At 55.6% G+C, this 18388-nt stretch carries 15 protein-coding genes, 1 pseudogene and 1 other annotated feature; of the genes and pseudogenes, 5 read left to right on the top strand and 11 right to left on the bottom strand.

The window, feature by feature from the left end:
- Positions 1–704: 704 nt before the first annotated feature.
- Together O9H85_RS37630 and O9H85_RS01555 are read left to right on the top strand one after the other, a co-directional pair.
- Positions 705–821, top strand: a pseudogene (locus tag O9H85_RS37630) (transposase); the annotation flags it as partial.
- 117 nt (positions 822–938) lie between these two features.
- Positions 939–1526, top strand: coding sequence for a transposase (locus O9H85_RS01555; protein ID WP_269879507.1), 588 nt, complete (start codon positions 939–941; stop codon positions 1524–1526).
- 335 nt (positions 1527–1861) lie between these two features.
- Here the strand turns inward: O9H85_RS01555 and gpr are convergent, their stop codons facing one another.
- Positions 1862–2860 (bottom strand): GPR endopeptidase, encoded by a 999-nt coding sequence (gene gpr / locus O9H85_RS01550; RefSeq protein WP_269879809.1) that lies wholly within the window; start codon positions 2858–2860, stop codon positions 1862–1864.
- Between the two features lie 190 nt (positions 2861–3050).
- On the opposite strand from gpr, the gene rpsT reads away from it, so the two are divergent.
- Positions 3051–3323, top strand: a complete 273-nt coding sequence (rpsT, locus tag O9H85_RS01545; protein ID WP_269879506.1) for a 30S ribosomal protein S20 — start codon at positions 3051–3053, stop codon at positions 3321–3323.
- A 71-nt stretch (positions 3324–3394) separates the two neighbouring features.
- Here rpsT and holA read toward each other — a convergent pair whose 3' ends face one another.
- The 4 genes from holA to O9H85_RS01525 form a co-directional block, all read right to left on the bottom strand.
- Positions 3395–4414 carry a DNA polymerase III subunit delta gene (gene holA, locus O9H85_RS01540; RefSeq protein ID WP_269879505.1) on the bottom strand — a complete coding sequence of 340 codons (1020 nt, stop codon included), beginning with the start codon at positions 4412–4414 and terminating at the stop codon, positions 3395–3397.
- Positions 4415–4660: 246 nt separating this feature from the next.
- The gene (locus O9H85_RS01535; RefSeq protein ID WP_269879504.1) at positions 4661–6049 is read right to left on the bottom strand and encodes a zf-HC2 domain-containing protein; all 1389 of its coding nucleotides are present in this window, start codon (positions 6047–6049) and stop codon (positions 4661–4663) included.
- 43 nt (positions 6050–6092) lie between these two features.
- A complete protein-coding gene (locus tag O9H85_RS01530; RefSeq protein ID WP_269879503.1) occupies positions 6093–6650 on the bottom strand; it encodes an RNA polymerase sigma factor in 558 nt (185 codons plus the stop codon).
- 211 nt (positions 6651–6861) lie between these two features.
- Positions 6862–7770 carry an EamA family transporter gene (locus O9H85_RS01525; RefSeq protein WP_269879502.1) on the bottom strand — a complete coding sequence of 303 codons (909 nt, stop codon included), beginning with the start codon at positions 7768–7770 and terminating at the stop codon, positions 6862–6864.
- A 293-nt stretch (positions 7771–8063) separates the two neighbouring features.
- Here O9H85_RS01525 and O9H85_RS01520 point away from each other — a divergent pair, with 293 nt between their 5' ends.
- Complete coding sequence (locus O9H85_RS01520) at positions 8064–9242, top strand: oxalate decarboxylase family bicupin (protein WP_269879501.1); 1179 nt, start codon at positions 8064–8066, stop codon at positions 9240–9242.
- Here O9H85_RS01520 and O9H85_RS01515 read toward each other — a convergent pair whose 3' ends face one another.
- The 4 genes from O9H85_RS01515 to O9H85_RS01500 form a co-directional block, all read right to left on the bottom strand.
- Positions 9243–11816, bottom strand: a complete 2574-nt coding sequence (locus tag O9H85_RS01515; RefSeq protein WP_269879500.1) for a DNA internalization-related competence protein ComEC/Rec2 — start codon at positions 11814–11816, stop codon at positions 9243–9245.
- Between the two features lie 67 nt (positions 11817–11883).
- Positions 11884–12396, bottom strand: coding sequence for a deoxycytidylate deaminase (locus tag O9H85_RS01510; protein ID WP_269879499.1), 513 nt, complete (start codon positions 12394–12396; stop codon positions 11884–11886).
- A gap of 15 nt (positions 12397–12411) precedes the next feature.
- Positions 12412–13704: a homocysteine synthase gene (locus tag O9H85_RS01505; RefSeq protein WP_269879498.1), complete on the bottom strand. Its 1293-nt coding sequence runs from the start codon at positions 13702–13704 to the stop codon at positions 12412–12414.
- Positions 13705–13802: 98 nt separating this feature from the next.
- Positions 13803–14396, bottom strand: a complete 594-nt coding sequence (locus O9H85_RS01500; RefSeq protein ID WP_269879497.1) for a ComEA family DNA-binding protein — start codon at positions 14394–14396, stop codon at positions 13803–13805.
- Between the two features lie 98 nt (positions 14397–14494).
- Here O9H85_RS01500 and comER point away from each other — a divergent pair, with 98 nt between their 5' ends.
- Positions 14495–15328 (top strand): late competence protein ComER, encoded by an 834-nt coding sequence (gene comER / locus O9H85_RS01495; RefSeq protein ID WP_269879496.1) that lies wholly within the window; start codon positions 14495–14497, stop codon positions 15326–15328.
- 72 nt (positions 15329–15400) lie between these two features.
- On the opposite strand, the gene leuS is transcribed toward comER, so the two are convergent.
- The gene (leuS, locus tag O9H85_RS01490; protein ID WP_269879495.1) at positions 15401–17857 is read right to left on the bottom strand and encodes a leucine--tRNA ligase; all 2457 of its coding nucleotides are present in this window, start codon (positions 17855–17857) and stop codon (positions 15401–15403) included.
- Positions 17858–17910: 53 nt separating this feature from the next.
- Positions 17911–18160: a binding site (T-box leader), on the bottom strand.
- A gap of 83 nt (positions 18161–18243) precedes the next feature.
- The gene (locus O9H85_RS01485) at positions 18244–18384 is read right to left on the bottom strand and encodes a hypothetical protein (RefSeq protein WP_269879494.1); all 141 of its coding nucleotides are present in this window, start codon (positions 18382–18384) and stop codon (positions 18244–18246) included.
- Between the last annotated feature and the right edge of the window lie 4 nt (positions 18385–18388).

Raw genomic sequence — 18388 nt, 5'->3', positions numbered from 1 at the left:
TTAGATGGATTCGCGTTGGAATGCCTATCGGGTTCATTATTTATTCGTCGATTGCGCTCAAATCCTTTTTAATCGTATCGAGGCTCCTTAGGATCTCGTCTTTTTTTCTGGAATTCATTTGCTCAATTTCGCTGCCTACTTTGATCGGGGAACCCTCACCGTTTCTATCAATACGCCGATTTTTTCAAGCATGGTTAAAGCCTCCTGTAGGTATAGATTAAGACAAACTTACTTAAACTTCTCCTTCACTCCCGAATCAATCCGGAAAGAGGACTTTGCCGGCTTATTTCTCTCAACCACTCACACACACTCTCTGACTCCCTGATTCTCTGACTCTCTGACTCTCTAACTCTCTCACGCTCTTACTTATTGCACCATGATTTAACCGAGCATTGCTTGCTTGCAATTCGTTCACTTGCTTGTACAGCCAATATACGTAACCGAGGCATGCCTATCCCCTTCGTTCGCTTACTGCCATTATCCCAACGACTCAGAACAAATCATCGATAACAATCTGTATGACATACCTTTACTTTTAAACGAGCTCTCGCTTTTAAAATCCATATAAATCCTTTTTTATTTGAATTAGGAACATATGTTTGGTATAATTGAAGAAAATAACCGATCTATAGACAGGGAGCTCATGCCAAATGATGCAATTAACTTGGGAGCAATTTTTTCAGTAATACGATTCGGAGCAAGCTTGTGCGGAGCAATTGTTTCATATCAAGTGGCCGAACGGTTTTTCCTGCATGAATTGCGGGCACGGACACGCTTCCAAGACTTCGACCCGTCGACTGCCGCTTTACGAGTGCCATTATTGCGGTTATCAGAACTCTCTCACAGTCGGCACTATCATGGAAGGAAGCCGTACTCCGTTAAGGAAATGGTTCACGGCATTTTTTATGCTCTCCCGAACCGATTGCGGCACAAGCGCAATGGAACTGAGCCGAGTAATCCGCGTTACCTACAAGACGGCCTGGCTCATGCTTCACAAAATCCGAAATGCCATGAGCGAGAAGGATGCTATGAACCTCCTGACCGGTACAGTAATGGTCCAATCGGCCGTTTACGGGCGTCCCTATAACCCCAGCGTTTACAGGCATGCTCAAGAGAACCCATTGCTCGTTGGCGCTTCCTTGGATACGAATGGACAAGCCGCACAGCTCAAAATGAAGCTCGTCCACAAAAAGAATTTGTTAAATAAGCATATTCTTCGTTCCGGAACGGAAGTCTTTGCCGGGCAGCATGTAGATTTGACCGAGTCAAATCTTCTCGTTGCGGCAGGCCGTTACGATCGTAATCGCTCAGGCTTACTAAACACACTCTTCACCAAATTGCGTCTATGGATCAACAGCACCTTTCATGGATTGGGGCGAAAACATTTGCAGGCTTATTTGGACGAATTTTGCTTCCGCCATAACCTCACTTGTCGAAGAGACTCTCACTTCAACGAGACCATCCATCTATGCTGTAATGCTCCAAGGATTACTTATGACCGACTGATCTCACGCATAGCGAGCTGAGTCATAAATTTTCGATATAGGCAATCTACTGTTACATTATGAGCCAATGGGATAGTGGTTATAAGGCCTTCGATGGATATAGAGATACCTGACGTGACAATGGCGCAGTAGGGAGGCGTGAGGCTGACCGCGATGGTGGCAGTAAGGTGACGGCGATGATGGTAGTGTCGTGACGTTGGTGACTGTGACGGCTCGATTGAGGCTGATACCTTTACAAATGATCTTGCCTGCTGTACTTCCCTTATAAAAAATACACCGGAGACCGAGGTCTTCCAGTGCATTCGACTAATAGTGCATACAGACAGAAGTACTGATGCAATGTAACACAACCCAAATTAATGTGTATAAGCAGCGACATTATCGGAATCCACCGCTTGATGAAGCGCCGCGTTCAGCCCGCTGGCGATAATATTGGCGATGTCCTCGATAAACTGGTCGATCTCCTTGGGCGTAACGAGAAGGTCGTGGCCCAGCGGGTTCAATACTTCCTTGACCAGCTGCAGCCGCTCCTGCTCCTGCATGTTGTCCAAGAGACCGAGAATTTGGCCGGTATTCGCCGTTTGCTTACGGAAATGATTTTGCATTAAATCAAAAGCATTGTTGACGATCGTCGAAGCAAACACAACCGTTGGAACTCCGATCGCGATGACGGGCACGCCCAGCGTCTCCAGCGTCAGCCCTTTTCGTTTGTTCCCGATGCCGGACCCCGGATGAATCCCGGTATCCGCGATTTGGATCGTCGTATTCACTCTCTCCAGCGAACGAGATGCGAGCGCGTCGATCGCGATTACCAAATCCGGTTTCGATTTATCCACGATGCCTTGAACGATTTCGCCGGTTTCAATCCCGGTCGTGCCCAGGACTCCCGGCGCAACGGAGCTGACCGGACGGTAACCCGGGCTTACTTGCCCCGGCATCAGCTCGAAGTAGTGACGCGTTACCATGACGTTCTCCACAACCAGAGGACCGAGCGCGTCCGGGGTTACGTTCCAGTTGCCCAAACCGATAATCAGCACGCTCGCGTTCGGCTCAATATTCAGTTTTTGAAGAAATTTCTCGAACTGCTGGGCAAATACCGTGGCCACCTTATCCTGAAAATCGGTATCTTTATTTCGGAGCTCCAGCGCCTCGATCGTTATATAATGACCCGGCAGCTTCCCCAGCGCACGGGAGCCTTCTTGGGAGGTAATGTCGATGAGACTGACGCGAATCCCCTCTTGATCGAACTCGGAGGTATGTACGCCGGGAATCGGGGTGCCGGAGGACGAAGCCAAATCGTGCGCCTCCAAGGCCAGATCGGTCCGCACCGAATAAGCGCTTAAATCCAAATCCATCATTCATCCGTCTCCTTTCGAATATACGCGGGTATATTGTGTGACAAAGGCAGGAGGCTTATGCAAAACTTTTCTAGCGGCGCTGGGCGTTTGTATTGCATTTTGAAATCGGTCGTGATAAAATATCAAGAGTTGTCAACAAATGAACCGATTATCGTTTCATTGCAAGTTGCAGTAGGAGGTGAACGTCATGCCAAACATTAAATCCGCTATCAAACGCGTGAAAGTAAGCGAGAAGCGCCGTCTTCGCAACGCTTCCCACAAATCCGCTCTCCGCACGGCTGTGAAAGCATTTGAAACAGCTACTGCCGGCGACAACGTGGACAACGCTAAAGCAGCTCTGATCGCTGCCAGCAAAAAGCTGGATAAAGCAGCGACCAAAGGCTTGATTCATAAGAATGCCGCTGCCCGCAAAAAGTCCCGCTTAGCTAAGAAGCTGAACGCGTTGTCCGCTCAAGCTTAATCCAAGCGAACACGATGAAAGAAAGACCATGCTGTCCATCCGGACGACATGGTCTTTTTTGTGCGCGAAGATTAGGCCACTAACCTTAAAAGGAACATTTCGAGACCGAGCACTTTGTCAATGCGTCCGCTCTTCATTTGGAAATCCAAATCCGCCAGCTGCTGCAAAATCTGCGCCAGCCTCTTCGCCTCGAAACGTCCGGCTTGACCTGCGGCGATCTTGACCGCATAAGGATGCAGTCCGATCTGTCCGGCGATCTGCTGCTGAGAATAGCCCTGCTGCATCAAGTCCTTCACCTGGTACATGATGCGGAATTGACGTGCGATCAGGGCAACGATCTTGATCGGCTCCTCTCTTCGGCGCAGAAGCTCGCTCAGCATCGTAAAGGCTTGCTCCAGCTGAAGCTGAACGATCGATTCGATCAGAATAAAAATGTTTTGTTCGATGCTTCGGGTCACGAGCTGATCCAAATCCGAAGCGACTAGCGTACCGCCGCGTCCGATGTACCGCGCGCACTTTTCGATTTCCTTCGTAAGTGCCTGGAGGCTGGTTCCTGTATAAAGAATAAGCTGCTCGGCCACTCCCGGGGCAAAGGAAAAGCCGGCCTTCTCCGCTTCCTGATGCACCCAGTGCCCCAGCTCATCGGCGGAGAGCATCAAGCAGGGAATGAGCGCGTTCGCTTCCTTTAAGGCTTTGACGATCTTTTTGCGCTCATCGAGCTTCTCGGCATCTATGGTCAGTATGATGATGGAGAAATCGGCGGGCGACTTTACATATTCGGCGAGCTTGTCCACCTTATGCTCTACCTTGGCGCTCTCTTTCGCCCCCGTCAGGAACAGGGCATTGCTTGCGATAACCAGCTTCCGGGGCACCATGAACGGCAGCGTCTCCGCTTCCTCAATCACCGCGTCGATCGGCGTTTCCGTTAAATCATATTTCATAACGCCAAACGCCCGCTGATCCGGTTCGATCAGCCGATCCGTCAGCTGTTCGATCAGCTGCTGCACCAGGTAGCTCTCGGAGCCATAGCAAACGTAGATCGGGGCGTACTGCCCTTTTTGGATTTGTTTAAGCGCCGTTTTGTAATCCATTCGTTCGGGTCACCATTCCTCTAACTGCTAAGCTCGTTCTCTTGTCCCATGATAACAACAACAAAGGGATTACGTCAAAACCTACCAGGCTTGACCTAATCCCTTTGTCCGAAACCCATCTATATAAACGTCCCGGAAAAGCTCTAGAAACCTTTCGCACGGACGGTCATACGACGCGGATTGTCGGTTCCTTACTTTATATATACGCGCCGCTCCGGGAAACGTGAGCGCTTGGAGCGCATATTTTTATTGTTCCGTTTCCGTTAAATCCTTCATGTTGATGACAAATGACTTGAATGAAGTATCGTTTAATCTCAGCCGGTATGTCAATTGATAGTCTGCCGACCAGGATACGAGCTCCAGCTGATCCGAGTTGCCGAAGCTGTTTTTGGACGAATAAACGGTCTTTCCCTGCTTATCCTTTACGATCACCCGGCCGTCCTGAACCACTGCCGTATAAGTGCCGTCCGGAGCCGCGAGCTGCTGGCCGGCTGCGGTAATGGAAGCAATGCCCATCGTCGTCCGATTCCCCTTGGAGGCATCCGGCGCCGGAGCCGCTTCCGCGCCCGGCTTATCCGCAGCGGGGTTCGGCGTCTGGTTTGCTCCCGAAGCGGCAGCCGAGGAGCTGTAGCCGGCCGCGCTAGAGGATGCGGAAGCGCCTCCGTCAACAGCGCCGCCGGAGCTTGTGTCGCCTGCAGCGGGGGCACTGTTATCGGGGACCGCCATCAAGGATTGCGACCCCTTTGACTGAGGAGCAGGCTTCACCGGCTGCGATTTGGGCTGCACCGGCTGCGTCAGCGGCTGGACGGCGTCTCCTTTGGACACATCCGGTTTGACCGCATTCGCATCGCCATCGCTCTGCGCAGGCGATTCGGGCTGAGCGGCCGCCGGTTCGTCGGCCTGCGGCTGCGCCTTCGCTGCCGGCGGCGCCTGCTTCGCTCCCGGCTTGATTGCAGGGCTCCCCGTTCCGGCTGCCGGCACCTGGGATGCCGCCGAATCTGCCACATTCGGCACTGCCGGTTCCTGCGCCCGGAAATTCGCCGCCCCGGAGCCTGCGCTGCCGGTCTGCGGCTGGGAGGCCGTATTGGGCGCCTGCTTTTGCGCCGCTTTCGGTTCAGCCTTGTCCTGCGCCGCTCCGGACTTCGTCACCTTGGAAGCCTCAAGTGACGACATCAGGTGTCCCGCGTCCCGGGAAGGAGCGGACTGCTGCTGCTGGAACAGGAAAAATCCGAACACCAAGCCCGCAGCCACAACGCCTCCAAATACGGGAAAGGAAATCCATTCCTTCACTTGCTTCCGCCATTTTCCCGTTCGTCCGGAAGCTTTCGAAGCCGGCTGCTCAGCCGACATCCATTCCCTGTCGCGGATTTCCGCACCTTCGCCTTCCGAAGCTAAAGCGGCGGCCTCCTGCGGCCCCAACTGCTCCAGCTGCGGCAGGATGGCATCCACTAAACTGTAGGGCGGTGTCACCTTGGGCAGACTCTCCAATTCGTTGGATACATTCACAAGACGCTCGAACAGCTCCATGCATTCCGTACACTGCTGAAGATGCTCGAGCATCCTGCCGTATTCGGCTTCATCGAGATCCCGGTCCAGGTATCTCTGCATCAGTTCGATCACCTCTTGACACATCATCCCCGTACACTACCTTTCTGACCGATTCGTATATTCATCCTCATCAACCCCGCACCGCGTCCCTGCTCGGTTTTTTATATTCCCTCAAGATCGTCTGCAGCTGCTGCCTTGCCCGGAACAAATACGATTTCACCGTATTGATCGGCAAATTGAGCGATTCCGCGATCTCATTGTAGGAGAAGTCCTGTAAGTACCGGAGCACCACCACCGTCCTGTGATGCTCCGGCAGCTTGTCGATCGCCTCTCGGATATCTTGGGCAATATAAGACGACATCACTTCGTCTTCCACGGTTTGACTAGCTGTAAAGCTCATCTCGTGCTGTTCGATGGATACGGTCGGCTTCGTTCTTCGGAACTTATCGATACATAAATTAGTGACGATCCGCTGCACCCACGTTTTGAATTGAGCCTTCTCTTCATACGAGTTGATTTTGGTATAAATTCGTATTAACGCTTCCTGTGCGGCGTCCATCGCATCCTGCTCATTGCCCAGAATGTAATAAGCGGTCCGATAGACATGGTTCTCTATTTCACGCAGTAGGGTAATTAGAGCGTCGCGATCGCCCGATTGGGCAGCCTTTATTAGTTCTGGCGCTACCACTGGGATCCCCCTCTCTTGCAACCATATAAACGGGACGAATAACAATAATGTTGCACCGAAAATAAACTCTATTTAGAATATCAAATTTTAGCAAAGCGGTATATAGGGAAGAACGAGTAAAAAAAAATCCCTTCCGACCGCGGCAATCGGTGCCGCGATATCGAAAGGGATACGAACGTAAAGAATACTGACGTGACCGTGATAGTCCCGGCTAGGCTTCGGCTTGCGCTCCGGGAGCAGCTTTTCGCTGCGACACCATCACGCCGGCCAGAATGAGAGCAATGCCGATCCATTCGAGCATGCCGGTCTTTTCCTTCAGCAGCAGCGCCGAGCATAGAATGACCACGGGCAGCTCCACCGAGCCGAGTATCGCCGTAAGGCCGGTTTCAAGATACGGAGCGCCTTTTGCATACAAATAAGAAGGGATGATCATGCCGAACAAGCCGAGAAGGCCGCCCCAAATCCACAGCCCTTGTCCAAGCGCCCCGTTCCACAAAAACTGAGGCGGATAAATCACAGCCACAATAAGCGCGGCACCGGTAATCATCCAAGTACTGCGAAGCAGTGCAGGCACCTTTACCGCCACCCGGCCGCTGAAATACATGAAGAGCGTGTAGCAAGCAGCGGACAGCAATCCCAACCCAATGCCGTACAAAGAGATATGCTTCGGCAGCCCTCCGAGCAAGCCGGAAGCAAGCAACGTCCCCGCAAGGACGATGGCGACGGCGGTTACTTGAAACCGGTTCGGCGCCGCACCGTGCAGCACCCACCCCAGCATCAGCCCCATCCAGGTGAATTGGAACAGCAGGAGCACAGCAAACGAGGCGTCGAGCGCCGTCAGCGAGTAATAATAAAACACGCCGGTAAGTCCGGTAAACACGCCGCTGCCGAGTAGCTTCAGGTGGTCCCGTACGGAGATATCCCGTACTCTCTTCCAGAGCGGCATGCTGAACAGCCACAACGCGGCCGCACCGAGCGTCACTTGACTGCCCGTCACCTCGGACGGAGTAAACCCCGCTTCATAGGCCAGCTTCACGAAGGTAGACAATATGCCGTAGGACGATGCTCCCGCGAGCACCATTAAACTTGCTTTTAAGCGGGAAACGGACTTCGCTTTCATTGGTTTTCCTTTGTCAAAAGTTCCCTCACCCACCCGCAGAAACCCGGCGACACTGGGGGTCGCGGATCCCGCACAAACTAGAAATATAACACAAGGACGCCAATCAAGCAAGATCCCGCATTCGCTTATGCATCCGCTTGAAATTCATATTCATCCGTAGCTTTCCCTGGAGCTCGGATGAGCATCCTATTGGATTATCCGGCATAGCGGATTTTCGACTGTACCTTACATATTGTCCATGTCTTGCCTCATAGTTTATATAAAATACGAAGACTGAGAGGAGCTTGGCATTCATGAGCAATTCGCCTCAAAATGATAGACATATTCCGCAGCCCATCCGGAATGACGGCGCAGGGGCAACAGACCCCGGTCCCCGCGATGTGATGCGCGACCGTGAAAACCCCGACATGCTGGTTCCGCCGGCTACCGATGCAGGAACGATGCCCAACTTAAAATTCTCCTTCTCCGACGCACCGATGCAGCTAAATCACGGCGGCTGGTCGAGGCAAGTGACGATTAGAGAGCTGCCCGTTGCCGCCACGCTGGCAGGGGTCAATATGCGTCTGACGCCGGGCGGGGTACGCGAGCTGCATTGGCATAAGCAAGCCGAATGGTCCTACATGATTTGGGGGCGGGCCCTCATCACTGCTGTGGACCAGGATGGGCGGAACTTTATCGCCGACGTCGGAGCGGGCGACTTGTGGTACTTCCCCCCTGGTATTCCGCATTCGATTCAGGGACTCGAGGAAGGATGCGAATTTCTGCTCGTCTTCGATGACGGGCATTTTTCGGACTTCGATACCCTCTCCATCTCCGATTGGTTCGCACATACGCCGAAAGACGTGCTTTCGGCGAATTTCGGCGTTCCGGAAAGCGCCTTTGCCCGCATCCCGCAGGAGCAGCGATACATTTTCCAAGCGGAAATTCCCGGTTCACTCGAAAGCCAGAAGATACCTGACCCGTACGGTTCGGTACCGAGGACGTTTACCCATCGGCTGCTTGCGCAGGAACCCATCATCACTCCAGGCGGAACCGTACGGATAGCCGATTCATCCAACTTTTCGATTTCCACAAGAATTGCAGCAGCGCTCGTCGAAATCAAGCCGGGCGCCATGAGAGAAATGCACTGGCATCCCAATAATGACGAATGGCAATATTACCTTACGGGCATGGGGCGTATGACGGTATTCGCCGCAAACGGAACGGCCCGCACATTCAATATCCGGGCCGGCGACGTAGGATACGTCCCATTCGCCAACGGACACTACGTCCAGAATACGGGTAATCAAAGCCTCTGGTTTCTTGAGATGTTTAAGAGTGACCGGTTCTCGGATTTATCGCTGAACCAGTGGATGGCATTAACCCCCCGCCAGCTGATAGAGGACAATTTACGAGTAGGACCGGAACTGATGAACGCGCTGCACAAGGAAAAATATCCCGTCGTAAAATATGCCGGAATAAAAGCGAAATGATCAAGAAGCTTCCTTCAGCTTGGAGCGGATGAAGATCCGGCCTCCCTTCACCGCCATCTGCACCTCGCCGTCCCGGTCCGTCCGGTGAATGGCCGTCCCGCCATTAGTCAGCCGCTCCAGCACCCCCGGGTTCGGATGACCGTACACATTATGCGCTCCAACCGATATGACAGCATGCTTCGGCTGCCAAGCGGAGAGCCACTCCGGCGACGTCGAGGACTTGCTGCCGTGATGGGCGATCTTCATCACGTCGATCGGCCGTACGACGCCGCCCGTACCCTGCTGCAGTACCAGCCGTTCCGCCGCCTGGTCCATATCTCCCGTGAACAGCCATCTCGTTCCGTCCATCTCCATATAAAAGACGACGGAGCTCGGGTTCTGGTCCTTCAGGAGCCGGATAGCTTCATCTTGGGGCTGAGGATACAGAAAATCGAGCTTTGTTCTCTGGTCCAGCACAAGGCCGTCGCCCGACCTCATGGCAATGAGCTCCGTCCCCTTGCTAAGCGCCGTCGAGAACAGCTTCTCGACCTCCGCCCCGGGCTTCAAGGTTCCGTTAAAGAGCAGCCTGTCCACGGGAACTTGCTCCAGCACCGCCTGCAGCCCGCCGTAATGATCCGCATCCTGGTGCGTCAGCAGCAAATAATCGATGCGCTGCACGCCCCGCTTCTTCAGCAGGGGCACGAGCAGCTTCTTGCCTACTTCGTAGGGATCCCGCCGCTGCTTCCACTCCTCCCCGGGCTTCCTGAACGTGACCGTCCCGCCGCCATCGATGAGCATGACCTTCCCGGCCGCCGGCGAACGAATCAGGATACTGTCCCCTTGCCCCACATCGATGAACTGCACTTGCCCGCCCTGCGGCCTCCCCATCTCCGGCGCATAGCCGTAAGCGAGCCAAATGCAAAGGCCAAGGCCGCTCAAGGGCAGCAGACCTCCGATCGTTAGCGTACGAAGACGGTGCTGCACGATCTCTTCACCGGCCGTAAGCAGATTGGGTCCGGCTTTCGGAGAGCGAGCCTCATCCCTCGTCTTCCGCCACACCGTAAGCGAGTATACGAGAATGGCAGCCAAGCTGTAATAAACAACGATCCATAAGCCGTTCGGGCTCGGCCATATCGTCTGAAAGGTATCCCACCGGCCCATGAGTCCGATCGCCCAGAAGAACAGCGCGTTCCCTTTGGCTACAACCCATGCTATGACGGAACCGGCCGGCAGCCATACCATGCCCGCGAACAGTGCGATCATGCCGACCGGCATTGTAAATGCGCTGAAGGCCGGAACCATGAGCAGATTCGCCTCCAGAGACAGAAACGAGAATTGATTGAAATAATAGATCGTCAGCGGAAAGGACATGAACTGAGCTACCAGCGCAATGGAAAGCGCATCCCGCAGCTTTGCCTGCCGAACGGGAATAAGCCGGCTGACCCGCGGCACGCCGACAATCAGTCCCAGCGTCACCAAATAAGAAAGCTGAAAGCTCACGTTCAACATGAAGTACGGGTCCCAGAACAGAATGAGCACTCCTGCGCCCAAAGCGACGTGCAATCCGTCCTTCAGCTTGCCCCGGTAGGCCGCGTATAGACCGATCATCGACATCACCCCCGCGCGGATGATGGATGGCAACGCTCCCGTTGCAATGATGTAGAGCGGCATCAGGCCTATACAGATGAGCAGCGTCTTTTCCTTCGTCAAACCGACCCGGCGGAGCACCCATAGCACGCACCCGAGAAAAACGGCCACGTGCAGTCCGGAAACGGCGATGATGTGCGTCAATCCGAGCTTCGAGAACATATCGAACTGTGCAGGCTCGAAGTCCTCCGCCATTCCGATCAGCAAGCCTTTCATAAATCCGCTCTGTTCCTTCGGAAAAAGCCGCTCGATCCGATCTCCCAGCTGCTGCCGCAGCCGGTCCGCATGTCGGAGCGGGTTCCAGAAGCCGACGTCGCGCCACCCCAGTTTTTCCGCAGTCACCGTGGACAAGCCCTTGATCGACAACTGCCAATGGATATGCTGCAAACGCAAGTACCGGCGGTAATCGAAGCCATCGAAATTGCGAGCGCCTTCCGGCGCGCGAAGCGTTCCCGACAGCTCCAGCCGGTCGCCGCGCTCCCAAGCTTCGGCCAGCGCCTGCTCCTCCCGCTTAAGCAACCTTATCGACACCTGCAGCCTCTCTCCGCGGGCAGGCGTCTCCGCCCCGTTCACGATCAGGCTCTCCGCCACCGCTTGAAAAGAAACCCGGTCCCCGTCTACTTGAACCGGCGAAGCGACCGAAATCTTCCCCGCCAGCTCCGCTTCTTCCGTAACCACTCCGGCAAGCTGCGAGCGGTTGCCCTGATCGTACTGCCCGTAATAGGCCGCAGCCGTCGCGATTATGAGTAGAGCGATCAGCGGCTTTTTCCAAAGGCCTGACCCGAACAGGGCCGCAGCCCCCAGCAAGGCTCCGGAAACCAGACTCGTACGGATATCGAGCCAGGGCAGCTCCAGGGAACAGGCCCCCGCGTATCCCGCTATCCACAGCAGCGCGAAGACGACCAATGGCCTGCTGCGCAGCCAGGATTGCACGCCATCCCATACCATAAAAAAGAACCCCTTTCCCTGCGGCGATCCGCAGCCAAGAGGTTCTTCCCCATTCGATCACATTTGTTCAATGATGCACTTCGGTCAACGTTCCTGCCGGAGGCTCGTAGCTCTCCAAACGGCGGAAGCCGATCCCCTTACGCTCCATAAGCGTAGTCACCTTCTCGCTGTCCTTCAGATAAGGACGGTGAAAAACAATTTCCTTGATGCCGCTGTTCGCGAGCATGTTGGCGCAGGTCCAGCACGGCTGGTCGGTTACGTAAACGACGGAGCCCTCCCGGTCCTCCCGGTCGGTGAAGAGGAGCAGGTTCTGCTCCGCATGAATCGTCCGAATGCAGCGCTGCTTCTTGACAACTTTCTCCCCTTCTTCTCCGCGCACCAGTTCGTATTCCTCCACCAGCATGCAGCCGGCCTCAGAGCAATCGGGTACTCCCATGGGCGCGCCGTTGTACGCCGTTCCGAGCAGCTTCTTGCCCTGAACCAGCACGGCGCCGACATGGCGGCGGTTGCACTGTGAGCGGGTAGAAGCCATATAAGCCATGTCCATAAAATAAGTATCCCAATCCTTGCGGGCCGTCATGATGGCTTCGCTCCTTTATCGCCGGCTTGCTTGAATCGCCTGATCCAAGTCGTAAATGATATCATCGATAGCTTCCGTTCCGATGGACAAGCGAATCATCCCCGGATGAACGCCCGCCGTTAACTGCTCCTCTTCGGTCAGCTGTTGATGCGTTGTGCTGGCCGGATGGATGATCAGCGACTTGGAGTCGCCCACATTCGCCAGATGGGAGAACAGCTTCACGGCATTGATCACCTTCCGGCCGGCTTCTATGCCGCCTTGAATACCGAAGGTCATAATCGCGCCTTGCCCTTTAGGCAAATATTTTTGCGCCAGCTCATACGAAGGGTGGCTCGGGAGTCCAGGATAGTTGACCCACTCCACGGCCTCGTGCTTCTCGAGGAACTCAGCGACGCGTTGCGCGTTGGCGCTGTGCCGCTCCATCCGCAGATGCAGTGTCTCGAGTCCCTGCAGCAGAAGGAAGGAGTTGAACGGCGAGATCGACGCCCCCATATCGCGCAGAAGCTGCACGCGGGCTTTAATGATATAAGCGACGGGTCCGACCGCTTCCGTATATACGACGCCGTGATAGCTCGGATCCGGCTCGGTCAAGCCGCTGAACTTGCCGCTCGCCTTCCAGTCGAACCGGCCGCCGTCGACGATGATGCCGCCGATCGACGTGCCGTGCCCGCCGATGAATTTCGTGGCGGAGTGGACTACGATATCGGCTCCATGCTCGATCGGACGGCACAAGTACGGGCTCGGGAACGTATTGTCGATGATGAGCGGGATGCCGTTCTCATGAGCGACGGCGGCTACCGCCGCGATGTCCAGCACATCCCCCTTGGGGTTGCCGATCGACTCCGCAAACACGGCCTTTGTATTCGGCGTGATCGCCTTGCGGAAATTTTCCGGATCGCTTGGATCCACGAAATTCACTTTAATGCCGAGCTTCGGCAGCGTAATGGCGAATAAGTTATAAGTCCCGCCGTACAGGCTGGAGGAAGAGATGATCTCATCTCCCGCGCCGGCGATATTCAGGATGGAGTAGGTGATGGCGGCTTGTCCGGAAGCCGTTGCGAGCGCGGCGAGTCCGCCTTCGAGGGCCGCCACTCTTTTCTCGAACACGTCCGTGGTCGGATTCATAATGCGCGTATAAATATTGCCGAATTCCTTCAGGCCGAACAAATTCGCCGCATGGTCGGTATCCCGGAAGCCGTATGAGGTTGTTTGGTAAAGCGGTACAGCCCGGGACATCGTGGTAGGATCGATCTCCTGCCCGGCATGAACAGCTAAGGTTTCAGGTGCAAGCTTACGTTCTTCAGTCATTCGGACGTTTCCTCCTCAGGATTATAGCAGATAATGGTATAATTCTTCTCCCATTGTCTCATATTCCTGCCAAAAACGAAAGTGCTCCCGCAGGAACACTATGGATTCGGATCGACGGTAACGTAGGGCTTCAGCTTGGCGAGCATTTTATCTCCGATGCCCTTTACCTCGAGCAGCTGTTCCACCTGTTTGAACCTGCCGCCGAGCCGGCTCCGCAGCTCAAGGATCGCTTGGGCGCGGCTCGGGCCGATACCCGGAAGCTCTTCGAGCTGGGCCGCCGTGGCCCGGTTCAGATCGAGCTTCGCTCCGGCTGCCCCGGGGGCGGCCTTCTTATGGCCCGGTGCGGCATGCGGCCCGTTGTCAGCCGCTGACGCTGTACTCTCTCCCGCTCCCGGAGGCGCGCCGGGTTCCGGACCCGCTTGCGGCGGAGCAGGAGCGGCCGTACCGGAAGCTGCAGGCTTCTTCGCTCCTCCTTCCTCTTTCCTCGCTTCCGGCTTTTGCCCCTTGCCGGCCTCGCGCAATTCGCGCTGGCTTTCCAGCAGCACGCGCATTTCCTCGTCGGCCGGTTTCCAGCCGGACAGCGCCGCCCCGCTCACCCAGGGCTTCCAAACCAGAAGCCCCGTAATGAAGGCGCACAGCAGAACGGCTCCCGCGCCGTAACCCCAGCGGCTGCCGCCGTATATGCGTAACATGGATTCACCCCGCTTTCGGTTTATGGAAATCAATGCATAATTAACCCCCTCCGCGCATAGGGATGAAAGAGGCTGCAATCTTTACAGGAGGGATGGTCATGCGAGTAGGATTCATAGGCACAGGCAGCATGGGGTCGATACTCATTGAAGCCTTTATCCGATCCGGTGCGCTAAATCCGGAGCAAATCACGGCAACCAACCGAACGATCGCGAAGGCGGAAAGACTTGCCGAGCAATATCCTGGCCTGCATGTAACCCCAACCGGCAAGGAGGCTGCATCCTTATCCGATATCGTGTTCGTGTGCGTTAAGCCGCTTGAATATAAGACGGTTCTCGACGAAATCCAAGCCGTAGTCCACGCCGGCCAAATTCTGGTTTCCATCACCAGTCCGGTGCTGATCCGGCATTTGGAGGGGATCGTCCCCTGCAAGATTGCCAAGGTGATCCCGAGCATCACCAACTATGTGCTGAGCGGAGCGTCGCTGTGCATTTACAGCGACCGCATGCTTCCCGAAGATAAAGAGCTTCTGGAAAATCTGCTGTCGCACGTCGGCTCCCCGCTCCGGGTATCGGAGCAATATACGCGCATCTCCTCGGACCTCTCCAGCTGCGGACCGGCGTTCCTAGCCTACTTCCTGCAAAGGTTCATCGATGCGTCGGTTCAAGCCACCGGCATATCGGAGGAAGAGGCGACCCTGCTCGTCAGCGAAATGGCGCTCGGCACCGGCAAGCTGCTGACCACCGGAGGGTTTACCCCCGCTTCACTGCAAAAACGGGTCGCCGTCCCCGGCGGCATTACGGCCGAAGGACTCCGTATAATGGAAAATGAGCTGGGCGGTGTCTTTGACGACTTGATCCGCACAACTCATTCCAAATACGAAGAAGATGTGGAAAAGGTGGAAGCCCGCTTTTTCGGGAACCAAATCGAGTAAACGCGATGCTTTCACGTCTTTTCCTTATGAACCGTCTGCAGCTGCAGAGCGGTTTTTTATTTTTAACCGGGATTAACCCGCTACGATATTGACCAGCTTGCCTTTGACAACAATCGTCTTGCGGACCGTCTTGCCGCTGAGGGCGTCCTTCACCTTATCCAGGCCGCCGGCGAGCTCCTGCATCGCCGCTTCGTCGGCATCCGCCGCGATCGTTGCGCGCTCTACGATTTTGCCGTTCACCTGAATGACGATTTCGACCTCGTTGTCCACGGTCCAAGCGTCGTCGTATACCGGCCATGCTTCGTAGGTTACCGTTCCGCCGTGACCCAGCTTCTCCCACAGCTCTTCGGCGATGTGAGGCGCGATCGGCGACAGCATCTGCACGAAATGCTCCATCGCCGCTTTCGGCAGACGGTCGGTTTTGTAAGCCTCGTTGACGAAAATCATCAGCTGTGAAATCGCCGTATTGAAGCGGAGATTTTCGTAGTCCTCCGTCACCTTCTTAATGGTGCGGTGCCAGATCCGCTTGAAGACTTCGCTTCCCAGTTCCTCGTCCGAGCTGATTTTGCCGCTGAGCTGGCCGTCTTCGCCGACGAAGAGCCGCCAGATCCGGTTCAGGAACCGGAACGTGCCTTCTACGCCGTTCGCGTTCCATGGCTTCGTCGCCTCCAGCGGGCCCATGAACATTTCGTACATGCGAAGCGTGTCCGCGCCGTACTGGCCCACGATTTCGTCCGGGTTGATGACGTTGCCGCGGGATTTGCTCATCTTCTCCATGTTCTCGCCGAGAATCATGCCCTGGTTCACCAGCTTGTGGAACGGCTCCTTCGTCGCCACGAAGCCGAGATCGTACAGCACCTTGTGCCAGAAGCGGGCATACAGCAGGTGGAGCACCGCATGCTCGGCGCCGCCGATGTACAGATCGACCGGCAGCCATTTCTTCTGCAGCTCCGGCGAGCAGAACGACTCGCTGTTCTTCGGATCGATGAAGCGCAGATAATACCAGCAGCTTCCCGCCCACTGCGGCATCGTATTCGTCTCCCGGCGAGCTTTCATGCCCGTCTCGGGATCGACCGTATTCACCCAGTCCGTCACGTTCGCCAGCGGCGACTCGCCTGTACCGGAAGGACGGATCTCGTCGACCTGCGGCAGCAGCAGCGGCAGCTGATCCTCCGGAACGGTCTTCATCGTGCCGTCCTCCAGATGAAGAATCGGAATCGGCTCGCCCCAATAACGCTGGCGGCTGAACAGCCAGTCGCGCAGACGGTAAGTCACCTTGCCTTGGCCTTTGCCGTTCTCCTCGAGCCATTCGATCATCCGGCCGATCGCCTGTTCGTTGTTCATTCCGTTCAGGAAGCCCGAGTTGATATGCTCACCGTCGCCGGCGTATGCTTCTTTGCCGAGGTCGCCGCCCTGTACGACCTGAATTACCGGCAGGCCGAACTGCTTCGCGAACTCGTAGTCGCGCTGGTCATGTCCCGGCACCGCCATGATCGCTCCCGTGCCGTAGCCGGCCAGTACGTAATCCGCGATCCAGATCGGCGTCCGCTCGCCGTTCACAGGGTTCACCGCATAGGCGCCGGTAAACACGCCGGTTTTGTCCTTAGCCAGGTCGGTGCGCTCAAGGTCGCTCTTCCGGGCTGCCCGCTCCTGGTATGCCTTCACCGCATCCGCTTGCTCCGGCGTCGTAATGCGGCCTACCAACTCATGCTCCGGCGCCAATACGCAGTAAGTCGCGCCGAACAGCGTATCCGGACGAGTCGTGAACACCTTCAGCACATCGCCGTCGTGATCCGCGATCGGGAACGTCACTTCCGCGCCCTTCGACTTGCCGATCCAGTTGCGCTGCATGTCCTTGATGCTCTCGGACCAATCCAGCTCCTCGAGATCCTCCAGCAGGCGCTCCGCATACTCGGTAATCCTCAGAATCCACTGGCGCATCGGCTTGCGGATGACCGGATGGCCGCCGCGTTCGCTGACACCGTCGATGACCTCTTCGTTCGCCAGTACGGTACCGAGCGCCGGACACCAGTTGACCGGAACTTCGTCGACATAGGCCAGGCCTTTCTTGTACAACTGGATGAAAATCCACTGCGTCCACTTGTAGTATTCGGGATCGGTCGTGCTGATCTCGCGGTCCCAATCGTAAGAGAAGCCGAGCGACTTGATCTGACGACGGAACGTATTGATGTTCTTGATCGTGAACTCGCGCGGGTCGTTGCCCGTATCGAGCGCGTACTGCTCGGCCGGCAAACCGAAGGCGTCCCAGCCCATCGGATGCAGCACGTCGTAGCCTCGCATCCGCTTATACCGGGATACGATGTCCGTAGCCGTATAGCCTTCCGGATGACCTACGTGCAGCCCCGCTCCGGACGGATACGGAAACATATCGAGCGCGTAAAATTTCGGCTTGCTGTCATTGTTCAATACCTTGAACGTCTTGTACTCATCCCAATACTTCTGCCATTTCGGTTCGACCGCCAGCGGGTTGTAGCCCTGCGGCTCTCTCTCTTTGTTATCCTGTGCCATGGCCTTGCTCCTCCTTCAATATCAACAAAAAAAGCCCTCATCGCTAGCGCAACGCTAGGGACGAGAGGCTTATGTTTCCCGTGGTACCACCCTAGTTGACAACAGGCATGCTTTGCCGTTGTCCACTTCAGCCCCTTAACGCGGGGTAACGATCCGGCTATAACGGTCACCGCGGATCCCGCCGTAACAGCTTCACCTTCTGGCTCCCGGATGAGTTCACCGCCGCCCGCCTGCCGGTTCGCACCTTCCACCGGCTCTCTGTTGAAGCGTGCGAGAGCTACTATTTCCTGTCACTGCCATGCTAGATCGTATGCAATTGCTTTAGATTATAGGTTGAAACCCCTTTGCTGTCAAGTCGGTTCATTGCCCAGCACCCTAATAAACCGCTACTTCCGTCCGCCTTCCGCGATTAGACTGCCTGCCCCCTGGAAATACTGGGACGTATTACGGCAGTCGCGGAAAGGTAGGAACGGCATGCGCGGTTTATTGAACGGGATAGCCTTAGCCTTGCCCTTATGGGCTATCATTTTG

The sequence above is a fragment of the Paenibacillus gyeongsangnamensis genome, from assembly GCF_027533625.1.
GTDB lineage: Bacteria > Bacillota > Bacilli > Paenibacillales > NBRC-103111 > Paenibacillus_G > Paenibacillus_G gyeongsangnamensis.
This window is presented reverse-complemented; position numbering and strand designations above follow the sequence as displayed.